This is a genomic window from Rhodoblastus sp. (assembly GCF_019449565.1).
GTDB lineage: Bacteria > Pseudomonadota > Alphaproteobacteria > Rhizobiales > Beijerinckiaceae > Rhodoblastus.
The window spans coordinates 59216-72852 of sequence record NZ_JAGRPM010000030.1 but is presented as its reverse complement, the minus strand read 5'-3'; the positions used below and the strand labels follow the sequence as shown (position 1 = coordinate 72852).

Sequence of the window (13637 nt, the reverse complement as noted above, 5' to 3'; positions counted from 1 at the left end):
GCCGCCGGAGATTAGTTGGAATCCACCGCGGCGATTTCGCTCCACAGGCTGAAGGCTTCGAGCAGATCGTCCGCCACAGGCTGGAAAGCGGCGGCGAAACTGCGGCCTTCACTCATCCGTTCCGCCACGTCATTGACCAGAGGCGCGCTCAGGGACAGGCGCAAGGCCTTCATGGCGCCGATGCGCAAGGGCGCACCGACGTGCACCGGCCGCCCACGCGCCGCCCAGCCGCCGCGACGGACGCCGGGTTCCGCGAGGGCGCGGCGCAAGGGCTCGGTCTTGAGGGGCCGGCCCCGCTCGTCGAAGGTCAGGATGGGGAAGATCGCGCGCGATTCCTCAGCGCCCCAGCCATCGTCGATCAGCTTTAGCGCCGGCGTCCCGGCAAGGTGGCGACGGATTTCACGCGCGAAGGCGGCGGCGATTTCCGCGCGTAGCTCAGGCGCGACAACGAAAAACGCTTCCAGTTCCGCCAGCGCGCATTCCCAGCGCAACCCGAGGCCGAGATCGGCGAGCGCGGAAAATTCCCCGCGCAGGCGGTCGCGCAGATGTGGCGGCCAGTCCATCGCGGCGGAGCGTGCGGCTACGGGGTCCGGAAGCGCGAAAGACTCGATCCGCTCGGCGAATCCGGGCGGAAGCAGCAGTGCGGCGGCTCCCCAAGGCCCGCCCGCGAAGGTCGAGCCCGACAGCAGCACGGCGAAGCCCGCGTCAAGATCCGCGGCGACATGTTGAGGCGCGCAGCGCATCTGCCGTGAGTCGATCAGGACCATGACCCGACCGGGAAAGGACGCGGCAATGGCCTCGGCGGCAGCGCGCGTCGGTCCAGCCAGCCCGCTTTCCGAACAATCGGCCAGATGAAGAGCGACGTCGCGACCTTGCCCGATCGCGTCGGCGGCGAGTCGCGCCGCCTCGGCGTTGATCGCGTCGGCTTCGCGGGGCAGGCCGTAGCGGTCGCGCAGCGCGAAGGTCGGGGCGTCCGGGCCGGAGTCTCCCGCGCGTTCGGGCGAGGCCGCCGCGATGCGGACGACCGGCCGCCCGAGCGCCGCATGGGCCAAGGCGTCGAAAATATCTTCGGCCTCAAGCTCGGATCGCGCCAAAACCACTTCGCAGCCGGGCGCGCCAAACATAGCCGCCAAACGACCGCGCAGATCTTCGAACCATTGGGGCAGGGGACGTGCGGCGCCCGACGTCAGGCCTGCGAAAGCGGATTCCGCCGCCGCATGGCCCCGGGCCGACAGAGCGACCCCCTCGCAGCCGGAAAGCCAGATGTCTCCAGCGGAGCCGAGTCTTTCGTGGGGGGCGAACAGGAAATGGTCCAGCGCCGCGCGCGAACTGGCGGGGGGCGAATCCGCCCTGCGTTCCGGCGCGCGCGTTGAAAAAACAGGATGTTGCAAAGCTTGGGTTCGGCTTTTCACGGAATTCCAGCCAGACGCCGCCAAGTGGCGCGATCCTTCTTGTAGGCCGCCGGCGCCTTCGGATTGGTTAAGATTTTCCGCCGCCGCAAGCGTTGCGTATGGAAGGCCCAATCTTTCCGCGCGCTTTCGCTTGATTTCGCGAGTTTATTACGCAACTCTCCCGCGCCCATGCTTACCACCACAATCGTCCGAATCGTTGAATTTTGCGTTCGCCATGCGCGCGGCGTGACACTGGCGTTTTTATTGCTCGGACTGGGCGCCGGCTTCTATACGGCGGCTCATTTCAAGATCAATTCAGACGTCAACGACCTCCTTTCGAATGATCTAGCCTGGCGCAAGCGCGAAAAGGCCTTCGAGAGCGCCTTCCACCGCCTGAAAATGCTTTACGCGGTGGTCGAGGCGCCAACGCCGGAGCTGACGACGCAGGCCGCGACGGCTCTGGCGGATCGGCTCGCGGAGGATAAAGCCCATTTCTCTGAGGTCGCGTTTATCGCTGGCCTGCCCTTTTTCGCTCAGAACGGCCTGTTGTTCCTGCCAACCGACGCTTTGCGCGAGACTCTGGACGGGTTGCAGCAGGGCGCGCCGCTTATTCAGGATCTCGCCTCCGACATGAGCCTGGTTGGCTTGGTCGCCGGGTTGGAGGACGGCCTGCTCGGCGTCACGTCCAACCGGGTCAAGCTCGATCAGATGACGGGGCTGATGGAGGCCGCCGCGACGACTGTCGAGGCCGTCAATGCCCGCCGTCCCGCGAGTTTTTCCTGGCGCGTCGCCACCGAGGGGCGCCCGGCTACGCCGGGGGAATTGCGCGGCGTGATCCAGATGCGCCCGGTGATGGATTATTCCTCCGTGCAACCCGGCCTTGCCGCCAGCACGAAATTGCGCGAGGCCGCCGCCGAAATTCTCCCGGCCTATGGTGCGCACGTGCGTCTGACCGGCCCGGTCGCCATGGCCGACGAGGAATTCGGCACCATCAAGGAGCACGCCGCGCGCGACGGAACCATCACGGCGGCGATCGTCCTGTTCATCCTCTGGCGCGCGCTGCGCTCGGGCCGCCTCATTCTCGCAGTCGGAATCAATCTTCTCGTCGGCCTCGCCGTCACGGCCGCGCTCGGGCTGGCGATGGTTGGTTCCTTCAACCTGATTTCGGTCTATTTCGCGGTGCTGTTTGTCGGTATCGGCGTGGACTTCGGCATTCAGTTCAGCGTCCGCTACCGGGCCGAGCGCCACGAGATCGACAATCTCAACACCGCGATTTCCCGCGCCGCGCTCTATTTCGGCGCGCCCCTGACGCTCGCCGGACTAGCGACGGCTGCGGGCTTCATGTCCTTCCTGCCGACGGATTACAAGGGCGTGTCGGAGCTTGGCCAGATCGCGGGCGTCGGCATGCTGGTCGCCTTCGCGGTGAGCGTCACCTTCCTGCCGGCGCTGATCGCCTTGTTCAACCCTCCGGGCGAACCGGAGCCGATGGGCTACGCGCAGCTCGCGCCGGTCGACCGTTTCATGTCACGGCATCGCGTCGGCATCATCGCCGGCACGGCTCTCGTCGTCGTTGCGGGCCTGCCTCTGCTCTATTGGCTGCGTTTCGACTTCAATCCGATCAATCTGCGCGATCCGCACACGGAATCGGTCGCCACTTACCTCGAGCTGGCGCGCGATCCGGACAATGGCGTCTATGCCGTCCAGGCCATCGCGCCGACGCTCGAACAGGCCGACAAGATCGCCGCTGAGCTGGCTGCGCTGCCGGATGTCGCCGAGGCGCGCACGCTTTCGAGCTTCATCCCCAGCGATCAGGAGCAGAAGCTCGCCCTGATCGCGAAGGCGGCGGCCAAGCTGCTGCCGGCGCTTGAGCCCAAGACGCCGCAGGCAGTTACGGCCGATTCGGACAATATCGACGCCCTGAAAGAGGCGGCGGAACGGTTAGTCGAAGCGGCTGACGCCCCCCAGAACGCCGCGCAGAAAAACGGCGGCGCGGCGGCGCGGCGGCTCGCCGCCGCATTGCAGGCCCTCGCCGCCGGCGCGCCGGACAGGCGCGAGGCGGCCCGGGCGGCGCTGGTCGATCCGCTGGCCTTCGACTTCGCCAATCTTCGCAAGGCCTTGCGTCCGCAGGGGGTGACCCGGGCGAGCCTGCCCGAAGTCCTCGTCCGCGACTGGATGGCGCCGGGGGGCGGCGCCCGCATCTCGGCGACGCCCAAGGACAATTCAGGCGATCCGAACAATCTGCGCTCCTTCGCCCGCGCGGTGTTGAAGGTCGAGCCCGAGGCCATTCTGGGGCCGGTTTCCATTCTCGAAGCGGGCGACACCGTAGTTCGCGCTTTTGTCGAGGCGGGGGCGCTGGCGCTCGTCTCGATCGCGGTCATTCTCATGCTGGTGCTCAAGAAGCCGCGAGACGTGGCGCTGACGCTCATCCCGCTGGCGCTTGCGGGCGTCGTGACCATGGAGATCATGGTCCTGATCGGCATGCCGCTGAATTTCGCCAATATCATCGCCTTGCCGCTGCTGCTCGGCGTCGGCGTCGCCTTCAAGATCTATTACATCATGGCGTGGCGTCAGGGGCAGACGGACCTGCTCCAGACCAGTCTGACGCGCGCGGTGATCTTTTCGGCGGCCACTACCGCCACCGCCTTCGGCAGCCTGTGGTTTTCCAGTCATCCCGGCACGTCCAGCATGGGAAAATTGCTGGCCTTGTCGCTGGCCTGCACCCTGGCCGCCGCCGTTTTGTTCCAGCCCATCCTGATGGGCAAGCCCCCGAAAGCCGAGCGCCCAGAGAATGTCTGAATTCGGCTTTAAACGTGCGAGAACTGGAGTGAGATTCATGAAAATTCGGGTTGTGGCGTTTTCAATCGCGTTGTTTAGCCTTTCCGGCGCCTCCGCCCTCGCCGGGGGCACGCAGGAGCAAGACGCCGCCTGCCGTCCGGACGTCCGCAAATACTGTCACAAAATTCCGCCGGACGCCGGCGACGGCGCCTTTCTCTCCTGCCTGCAGGCGAACCGGGCCAAATTGTCCAAACCTTGCCGCGAGATGCTCGAGAGCAATGGCGTCTGATTTTTTCGTCCCTGTCTGAATTTTTCCACGGATCGCTGGCAGGATCGCGCATCCTGCGCGTCACGCCGAATCTCAGGAGAGCGCTCATGCGCCCAACATTAGACACCAAACAGAAAGCGCGGTTTCCGCGCGCCCTTTCCGGTCTCGGCGTGTCGCTCGGCCTGTCTCTCGGCGTTTCGCTCGGAGCAGCCGCGCTGATGGCGACGACGGGCTTTTCGGCCTTCGCGGAGACGCCCAAACCGGCGCCAGCCACGGCCGCCGCCCATGTGGAAGGCCCGCTCCTCACCGGCTTCTGGCAGGCCTATAATGACGACGGGCGCCCAGGCGGCGTGTTCTATTTCTACGAAAAGAACGGGCTCTACGAGGGCCGACTCGTGAAGGCGGTGACCTATCCGGAAGAGCCGCCCGACGATCCATTGTGCAAGGCTTGCACCGGCGAAAAGAAAAATCAGCCGATGATGGGCCTCGTGATCGTCTATGGCATGAAGCGCCATGGCGCCGCGAAATATGAGGACGGGCATATCCTCGATCCGCGCGATGGCAAGATCTGGAGCGCCGAGCTCGACGTCACGCCGGATAACAAGAAGCTCAACCTGCGCGGCTATATCGGGACGCCGCTGCTCGGCCAGACCCGCGTCTGGACGCGCCTGCCTGACGATACGATGGCGGCGGCGGACATTCCGGGCGAGCCGATCGCGGCGCTTGCCGGCGTCCAGGGCAAGAAACCCGCTAGCGCCGCAGCGCCTGCGGCGGCCAAACCGGCGGCGCCCAAGGCGCAATAACGGTTTGCATTCGCATTCCGGCGCCGGGCTCAATCCGGCGCCGGAATAAAGCGTGCTTCAGCTCTTGCCCTTGAATTCCTTCATCATCGCGACAACCTCGGCGTCGTCGAGCTGGTGGAATTCGCGGTAAAACTGGCCGACGCCATAGAAATCCGCCGGCGCCGCGAGGCAGATAACCTCATCGACGAGGCCGCCAAGCCGCTCCAGCGAGTCGGGCGGCGCAACGGGAACAGCCAGGATCAGTTTTTGCGGACTGCGGCGCCTGAGCGCGTGGATCGCGGCCTCCATGCTCGCGCCCGTCGCGATCCCGTCATCGACCAATATCGCGGTCCGCCCGCGCGCCGGGATGGGCGGCAATCCGCCGAGATAGACGGCACGGCGGCGTTCGATCTCCTCAAATTCCGGCGCTGCGAGATGGCGGATTTCGGCTTCGTCGATCCCGAGCGCGTGCGCGATTTCCTGATTGATGACGATTTCCGGCTTGTCGCCGTTTACGGCGGCGCCGAGAGCAAGCTCGCGGTTTTGCGGCGACCCGATCTTGCGCACCAGGATCAGGTCAAGCGGCGCATCGAGGGCGCGGGCGACCTCGGCGGCGACCGGAACGCCCCCGCGCGGCAGGGCGTAAACGACAGGACGGGAAGGAGCCCGCCGGACGAGGGCGTCGGCGAGAACGCGGCCCGCCGCAACGCGGTCGCGAAACAGGATCGGGCGCGGGCGCAGATAGCGGTCGAACCATTCCGTTGCGGCCGTCAGAACCTGACCGAGCGCGCCCGGCTCCTCGAACAAATGGGTGGCGCCGGGAACCAGCTTTAATTCCGTGGGCGCGAGGCAAAGTCTTTGCGCCGCGCGATTGAGTTCCAGAACCTCGCGGTCCTCCGCGCCGACGATGAAGAGCGTGGGCGCGGTCATCGACCCAAGCCAGCGCTCTGCAAGGTCCGGCCTCCCCCCGCGCGAGACCAGCGCCGAGACTTCGCCTTCGCGGGCTGCGGCGGCATGGATCGCAGCCGCTGCGCCGGTGCTGGCGCCAAACAGGCCGATGGGGGCGGCGAAGAATCTTTCGTCGTTGCGCGCCCAGTCGATCGCATCCGCCATGCGCGCGCCGAGCAGCGGAATATCGAAGACGTTACGCCGGTCGAGCGCCTCGTCCTCCGTGAGGAGATCAAACAACAAAGTGGCGTAGCCGGCGGCGTTGAGGGCCTCGGCGACCTGTCGATTGCGTGGGCTGAAGCGGCTGGACCCGGAGCCATGGGCGAAAATGACAAGGCCGCGCGGATTTGGCGGCAGGGCGAGGTCGCCGGGCAGCGATTCGCGCCCGAGAAGGATTTCGACATGGTGCAGCGTCACGGCGGCCCTCCGGCGAAAGCGAAGCGACAGAACCACAAGCGCGCTGGCCCAGCCGAGGTTCCGATTTTTCCTCGCTTGCGGCCCGCGCCTTCAATCGGGCGCGGGCAGGGGCGTCGCGGTCTGCATCAGCTTGCGCGCCAGCGGCGGCGCGGGGTTTCGGTCGGCGACGACAAGCCCGACCATGCGCCGCGCTTCCGGCTCGACCAGCGGCAGCGCCTTCACGCCCTGCGGCGGTCCAAACAATTCCAGCACCTGGGTCGAGGCGATGCTGTTGACGCCGGGCAAGGCGGCGTGGGTGCAGAGATTGAAGATGGAGTTGGTTTCCATCGCCGGCCTGAGCGTCTTGCCGATCGAGCGGAAAATCCCGTCGATAATGCGGCGGTTCTGCATGTCGCCGGTGAGCAGGCAGAGCTTCAGTTCGGCCGCCTCTGCCCAGGTGATCGAGACGCGGTCGCCCAGGGGCCCGTCGGCGCGGGTCAGCAGGCAATAGGTTTCCGCGTAGATCGGTTTGGCCACGACGCCGGGCAGGGGCTCGTTGTCGAGATAGGTCATGCCGGCGTCGAGTTCGAAATTCGCGAGCCGTTCCAGGATTTGCGCCGAGGTCAGCGACAGCACTTCGAGCGTCACGGTGGGGCAGGCGGCGCAGAAGGGCGCCGTGACATGGACCGCGAGCGGCAAGGCGGTGGGAATGACGCCGAATCGCAGCTTGCCCGTCAGCCCGTCGCGCGCCTCCGCCACTTCGGCGCGCATCATTTCGATTTCGACGAGCACGCGCCGCACCCGGGAGAGGACGATCTCGCCTTCCGCCGTCAGGCCTTGAAAGCGCGGGTCCCGCTCGATGAGGAGCACACCGAGTTCGTCCTCCAGTTGCGCGACGGCGGAGGAGAGGGTCGGCTGCGAGACATGGCAAAGCTCGGCCGCGCGGCGGAAATGCCTTTCGCGTGCGAGGGCGTCCAGATATTCGAATTGCCGAATGAACATGGCGAGCCCCCGTGAAGCACCTTAGTTTTGTGGCGGTGGCGTTGTCGTAGGCGTCGGCGTGAGCGCAGGCTTGGGCAGTAGCGGCGCCGCGGCGTCCGAGCGTCGGATCAGGCCGAGAGCGTCTGGGGTCAGCGCCGCGTCGTCCCAGCCGCCGGAGAGAGCGAAGCCGATCTGCAGCGGCTTGCCCTCGGGCGCGGCGGCCGGCGCGCGGGTGGCGATGGCGTGCAGATCGACGGTGCGATCAGGGATCTGCGCCCGCGCCGAGAAGGCGACGCTGGTGTGATCGTCGCGCGCCAGACCGTCCTCGACCTCCGCCTGTCCCTGGACGATATTGAATTTCGCGGACAGGTGGTCGAACGAGGTGCGCCCGGAGCGCAATTCGACGCCGGCGGAGAGCGGCTGCCGCTCCAGGCGGCGGAAGGCGAGGCCGAGGTCGATGCCGTAGATCTCGCCCGACTCCACCGTGAAATCGCCGCGCGCGTCAAGCCGGCTGGCGAGGTTGTAGAAGGAATCGCCGCCGGTCTCGAAACTGACATTGGCGCGCGCGGAGCCGGAAAGCGATTGGCGCCGGAATACATCCCAGAACAGGGCCGCGACGTCGATCTTCTCTGCCGAGGCGGAGCCGCGAACATCGAGTCCATCCGGGCTTTCGGCAATGATCGCGCGGGCGTGGGCGAGGCCCGAATAGGCCGAGGCCTCGGCGAGCGAAAGATCGAGCCTGCCATTTTTCAGGATCGCCGAAACCGCGACATTATCCGCCTGGAAATCGCCCAGGCGCGCATGGCTCGCGGAAAGGCGCAAATCGAGGTCCGCCGCGCCGAGATGGGAAGGCATGAAATTGTCGCGGCTCCATTGGCCGCCGGAAATCGGGGCGGGAACATTCTCGAACATCGGCCCGAGGTTGACGTCCGATCCGGCCAAGGTCGCGGCGATCACCGGCCTCTGCCCGTCGAGCCGGACAGAGGCGGCGCCGTCGAGCGAATTGCCGTCGACGGTAATGGCGACCGGCGCGATGGAAAACAGGCTTTGATCGAGCGTGGCGTCGCCCTTGATCGAGAAATTGCGATAATGGCCCGGCAGCGGCAGGGTGAGGCCGAACCATTGCGTGACCTGGCGCAGCGATGGCGCGACGCCCGCGATCCTGCCACGGAAATGCGGCTTGGGCGCGAGAGCAAAGGCGCCGTTCATGCTGAGCTGCAAGGCCTCGCCATCGGCGCGGAGCGTGATGGGGCTTTCCTCGCCGCGCGGGAGGTTGGCGGGCTTGGCGGCCCAGAGGGCGAAGCGGATCGGCGCGCGGTCGTCGCCGAGCATCGGCAATACGCAATGGCCCGTGAGAGAAACCGGCGCGCTGGCGCGGCTGAATTCGAGCCGCGCTTCGCAAAGCTCGGCGATCAGGTCGGGGCTTTCGCCAGCGCCGCGGCGAAGCAGCGCCCGGCCATTGGTCACTTCTATATCGCCCGGCGCGGTCCGCAATAGGCCCGGAACGCCGGCGCCAAGCGTTAGGCGGGAGGGATCGAGGGTCACGACGGCGTCGGCGAGGGTCACGCGGGCGAGGTCGAGCCGGCGCGTGAAAAGGCCGGTCAGTCCGAGGTCGACGCGCAGGCTGGACGCGGCGACCGCCGCCAGGCCGTCGTCGAAATCGAGACTGACGTCATAAATGCGGATATGGGGGCGCGGCAGCATCGCGAAAACGGAGCGTCCGTGTGAGACCAGCCGCGCATTGGACGCGGATTTGATCGCCCTTTCGATGGCGTCGATTTGAGCGCTTTGCGAGACGGTCCACGGCGCGGCGGCGAGCGCAACCAGAGCGGCGACGACGGCGGCCAGAACCCATCTGATATTGAATTTCATGGCGACAAGATAATCATCCGCGCCGCCGCGGCAATCGGCAAATGCGATTTTACAGTGCGGGCTTCAGGAATGGGGCCGCGCGGGCGAGTTCCTCGTCCACGATTCCCTTGAACGCCGTGCGAAAAGCCTCGGCGGAGAAGCGTTCGGCGTTGGCGCGGCAGTTTTCGGGCGTGAAGCGGCCGGCGGCGGTCTCGAAGCGTCCCACGGCCTCCACGATGGCCTCTTCGCTCTGGCTATCGAAGAAAAGGCCCGTGGCGCGGTCGCCGTCCAGCCCGGTCACGGTCTCCAGCGCGCCGCCGCGTCCAAAGGCGATTACCGGGGCGCCGCAGGCCTGCGCCTCGACGGGCATGATGCCGAAATCCTCTTCCGCCGCGAAGACGAAGGCCTTGGCGCGCCGCATGTGGTCGCGCAGCGCCTCGTCGCCGAGATAGCCGAGCACTGTGATGTTCGAAGTCGCGAGGCGGCGCACCAGCGGAAGTTCCGGCCCGTCGCCGATGACGATCAGCTTCTTGTCCGGCATGCGGGCGAAGGCACTGACGATCAGGGCCATGCGCTTGTAGGGCGCCATGCGCGAAGCCGCGAGGTAGAAGTCCTCGCGCTGCGCCGAGAACGGCATGGCGGCGATATCCACCGGCGGATAAACGACATCGGCCTTGCGGCGATAGACCTTGGCGATGCGCCGCGCGATATAGGCCGAATTGGCGATCATGCGCTCGGGGCCATTGGCCGTGCGCAGGTCCCAGATTCGCAAGTAATGCAGCAGCGCCCGCGCCAGCGCAGAGCGAAAGCCGCGCGTGAGACCGGATTCCGCCAGATAAGTGTGCTGCAAGTCCCAGGCGTAGCGCATGGGCGAATGGATATAGGAGATGTGGACCTGGTTCGGCCCGGTGATCACGCCCTTGGCGACGGCGTGGGACGAGGAAATGACCAGGTCATAGCCGGAAAGGTCGAACTGCTCGATTGCCAGCGGCATCAGCGGCATGAACGAGCGGTGGCGGGTTTTGGCGCCCCAGAGGTTCTGCAGGAAGGAGGTCGTGACCTTGCGGCCGCGCAGCATGTCGTCTTGGCCGGGCGGCAAGGCGCAGATCAAGGTGAAAAGATCGGCCTCCGGATAGAGCTGGAGGATTTCCTCCACGACTTTTTCGGAGCCCGCGCGCGTCACCAGCCATTCATGAACAATCGCGACTTTCATCCCGGACCCGTGGGTGGAGTGGCTGGGACGATAGCGCCTCGCCGTTAATTAACGGTAGCGCCGCGAAAGCCCTGTCATTCCAGCGAAAAACGCCAGGAGCCAGCCGAGGATGAGGGTCATTCCGCCGGTCGGCGCGGCCATGGGGAAGAGGCGCGCGCCGCGAAGCGTCAGCAAGGCGACGTCGGACGAAAACAGCACGGCCCCCACGGCAAGCGCGACTGCCGAGGCGAGCCAGAGCCGGGCGCCCGGTTCGCCCGGCCGCGTGCGGGGCGTCAGGGCGAGCAGCGCCGCCGCATGGGCCAGCAGGATCAGGGCGACGGCGTTGAGGCGCTCTCCGCCCGGCACATGCGCCGCTGCGGCCGCCGCCGCCACGCCGCAAGCACCGAACAGGCCTGCGCAGGCATTCAGGACGCCGAGGGCTTTGTTCATGTCCGTTTAGCCTTCCAAAAAATGCTTGTCAGCGATAGTCCAAGCGCCAACGCCGCGCGGCGGGAGCATTGCGAGGCCTTGGCCTTGCGCCGCTTTGCTAGCGGCTTTCTTCGTCCAGCCGAAGACCCTCATGCAGCCAGCGTTGTCGCGCGGCCTCGATGCCCCAGACGGCGCCGAGCGAGACATAAAACATGCGCCAATGGTCAATGTCGATCTGAAGGCCCTGAACGAAAAAGACGAAAGTTGCGGCGAACAGCACCTGCGCGGGACGCATCCATGGATGCCGCGTCAGGCATTGCCGGAAGCCAATGAAAAAGGTCGAGAGCATCAAGGCGATGAAGGCGAAACCGCCCAGCCAGCCGTTCGAGGCGAAGGCGTTGATGTAGGAATTGTGAGGCTCCAGCCCGAAAGTCAGGCGGAAGCGGAGCGGGCCGAAGCCGTTGGGCAGGTCGAACAGCATGGGGATCGACCGGGCCTGATTGCCGAAACGTCCATTCGGACCCTCGTCATAGTCCTGCGTCACCGATGCGCGCTGGAAGAAGAATTCACGCACGCTTTCAACGCTCAACGCTCCGGTCACCGCGATGACGAGGAGGAACAGGCCGCCCGCCGCGCCGGCGAGGATCCTCGCGCGCAAGGCGAGGGAATCCGTCGTCTTGAACAGAAAGCCGACGACCATCGTCATCGAGAGGATCGCGGCGGCCCAGGAGCCGCGCGAAAAGGAGAGAAACAAAGCGGCGAGGATCAGCGCGAGGCTCGGCAGCGCCAGCCAGACGTAGCGCGTGCGTCCCAGCAGCAGGCGCTGGGCGAGATAGATGACGCCGGTCACCATATAGGAGCCCAGCACGTTCGGATCCTTGAACGGCGCCATCGCGCGGCCGTCCTTGATCCAGTCGCCATCGGCGCCGAAGTCGCCGAGCCAAGTGACGACCGCGATCGTCGCCGCCAGGACGCAGGAGGCGGCATAGCCAGAGAGCAGCAGTTCGGCGCGCCTTGAAGTCTGCTGCGACAGGAACAACGCGAAGAAAATACCGGTCGAGCTGATGAACAAGGTGTGGAACATGAAGCTGACTGGGTCTTCCTCATGCCAGTAAGGGATAAGGGAGACAAAACCGCCGAAGGTCCAGAGCGACAGAAACAGCACCAGGGGCAGGATCGCGCGATGCACGGTGAACCCGCCGAACGCCCAGAGCGCGATGGTGATCAGAATCAGGATGTCGTAGGGCGAGGGTTCGATGAAGACCACCGAGCCGCTGAACATGGTCAGCCAGAAGCAGGCGTTGACAAGCTTGCGGTAATCGAAGCTCCAGCGCAGGGCGGCGCGGGGCGGGGCCAATTCGGCCCCGGTGAAGTCGGTTCCGGTCATGGCCGCCCCTCCGCGAGCGCGGCGCCATCCCGGCGCGCCAGCGCCAGCTCATAGGCGGCGAGGATGCAATCCGCCATGACCTCGACGCTGAAATGGCTCGCCACATGGCGCGACAGAATGGCGCGCTCGGCTGCCGCCTCAGCCTCGTCCTGCCCCAGGGCGGCGAGCATCGCGCGGGCCAGTGTCTCTGGCTGGTCGCGCGGTACCAGCTTTTCGCGCAAGGGTCCGAAAATCTCGCCGACGCCGCCGACATCAGTGGCGATGACGGTCTTGTCGGCGGCGATCGCCTCCATCACGATATAGGGCAGCGATTCGGCGCGGCTTGGCGCCACCACGATCCGGCCGAGCGCGAAGGCGTCGCGCGCCGGCAGCACGCCGTAAAAACCGACATGGGCGTTCAGGCCCAGTTGTTCGACGAGGGCGGCGAGCTTTCCGGATTCGCAGCCCGAACCGACGACAACCAGCCGAGGCGCCGCCTGGCCGCCGGCATGGATCGCGGCGAGCGCCTGGATCAGCACGTCGACGCCCTTGAAGCTCGAAAGCTCGCCGACATATACGAATTCCGCGCCGTCCGGCCCCGCTGGGGCCGGCGCGAATTCCTCCAGCCGCAAGCCGTTCTTGGCGACGCATTGGAGCGCCCGCGTGGGGCCGACGGTCGCCGCATAGCGCGCGGCGATGTAATCGCTCTCGAAGAGCAGAAGGTCTGTCCGGCGCGCCGCCAGCCGCTCGACCGCGAGATAGAGGTCGTGGCCGCGCCGGGGATGGAAGCTGCCGCCATGCGGCGTATAGACCCGCAGCGGTCGGCCGGGGCAGGGCAGGAAGCCCGTCGCCCTCGTATAGAGGCCGCCTTTCGAGCCATGGCCGTGAATGACATCGGGTTTCAGCCGGGCGATTTCGCGCCAGACGCGCAGGATCGCGGCGAGATCGCCGGGATGCGGCTCCCGCCGCATCGGGATGCGCGTGGCGCCGAGCCGGAGCGCGGGAGCAAGCCGGGCGAGCTGGTTTCGGGCCTGCTCGCCGCCCGTGGTCGAGTCCATGATCAGGCCGACGTCATGGCCGCGCTGCGACTGCTCCAACGCGAGGTCCAGCACGTGCCGAAACAGGCCGCCAACAGGCGCCCGCAACACATGCAGGATGCGTAAGCTCCGCTCGCGAGAATTCATGAGGCCCGGAATCCACAATCCGGCTTCTTGTAGCCGACGAATGTTAAAAAAGAGGCCCGGCGCCTCGGCGGCGG

The 13637-nt window shown here is 66.3% G+C and carries 11 protein-coding genes; 3 read left to right on the top strand and 8 right to left on the bottom strand.

Annotated elements, in window-relative coordinates; all coding sequences use genetic code 11:
- Window positions 1–11: 11 nt before the first annotated feature.
- Window positions 12–1412: a hypothetical protein gene (locus QZ409_RS07410; protein ID WP_296708715.1), complete on the bottom strand. Its 1401-nt coding sequence runs from the start codon at window positions 1410–1412 to the stop codon at window positions 12–14.
- 168 nt (window positions 1413–1580) lie between these two features.
- Here QZ409_RS07410 and QZ409_RS07405 point away from each other — a divergent pair, with 168 nt between their 5' ends.
- The 3 genes from QZ409_RS07405 to QZ409_RS07395 all read left to right on the top strand — a co-directional run bounded on the left by QZ409_RS07405 (window position 1581) and on the right by QZ409_RS07395 (window position 5237).
- Window positions 1581–4187 (top strand): MMPL family transporter, encoded by a 2607-nt coding sequence (locus tag QZ409_RS07405; RefSeq protein WP_296708713.1) that lies wholly within the window; start codon window positions 1581–1583, stop codon window positions 4185–4187.
- Between the two features lie 37 nt (window positions 4188–4224).
- Window positions 4225–4455: a cysteine rich repeat-containing protein gene (locus QZ409_RS07400; protein ID WP_296708710.1), complete on the top strand. Its 231-nt coding sequence runs from the start codon at window positions 4225–4227 to the stop codon at window positions 4453–4455.
- Between the two features lie 86 nt (window positions 4456–4541).
- On the top strand, window positions 4542–5237 hold the full coding sequence (locus QZ409_RS07395; RefSeq protein ID WP_296708706.1) for a DUF2147 domain-containing protein: 696 nt from the start codon (window positions 4542–4544) through the stop codon (window positions 5235–5237).
- A 57-nt stretch (window positions 5238–5294) separates the two neighbouring features.
- Here QZ409_RS07395 and QZ409_RS07390 read toward each other — a convergent pair whose 3' ends face one another.
- From QZ409_RS07390 to QZ409_RS07360, 7 genes are all read right to left on the bottom strand, one after another.
- The gene (locus QZ409_RS07390) at window positions 5295–6581 is read right to left on the bottom strand and encodes an alpha/beta family hydrolase (RefSeq protein ID WP_296708704.1); all 1287 of its coding nucleotides are present in this window, start codon (window positions 6579–6581) and stop codon (window positions 5295–5297) included.
- Between the two features lie 90 nt (window positions 6582–6671).
- Entirely contained in the window at window positions 6672–7562 is an 891-nt protein-coding gene (locus QZ409_RS07385; RefSeq protein ID WP_296708699.1) for a LysR family transcriptional regulator, read from the bottom strand.
- Between the two features lie 21 nt (window positions 7563–7583).
- A complete protein-coding gene (locus QZ409_RS07380; protein ID WP_296708694.1) occupies window positions 7584–9413 on the bottom strand; it encodes an AsmA-like C-terminal region-containing protein in 1830 nt (609 codons plus the stop codon).
- 49 nt (window positions 9414–9462) lie between these two features.
- Window positions 9463–10605, bottom strand: coding sequence for a glycosyltransferase family 4 protein (locus QZ409_RS07375; protein WP_296708692.1), 1143 nt, complete (start codon window positions 10603–10605; stop codon window positions 9463–9465).
- 48 nt (window positions 10606–10653) lie between these two features.
- Window positions 10654–11034 (bottom strand): DUF423 domain-containing protein, encoded by a 381-nt coding sequence (locus QZ409_RS07370; protein ID WP_296708688.1) that lies wholly within the window; start codon window positions 11032–11034, stop codon window positions 10654–10656.
- A gap of 97 nt (window positions 11035–11131) precedes the next feature.
- Window positions 11132–12400 (bottom strand): O-antigen ligase family protein, encoded by a 1269-nt coding sequence (locus QZ409_RS07365; protein WP_296708686.1) that lies wholly within the window; start codon window positions 12398–12400, stop codon window positions 11132–11134.
- Window positions 12397–13563, bottom strand: coding sequence for a glycosyltransferase (locus QZ409_RS07360; RefSeq protein ID WP_296708683.1), 1167 nt, complete (start codon window positions 13561–13563; stop codon window positions 12397–12399). Before QZ409_RS07360 ends, QZ409_RS07365 begins: the two co-directional genes overlap by 4 nt.
- Window positions 13564–13637 lie beyond the last annotated feature (74 nt).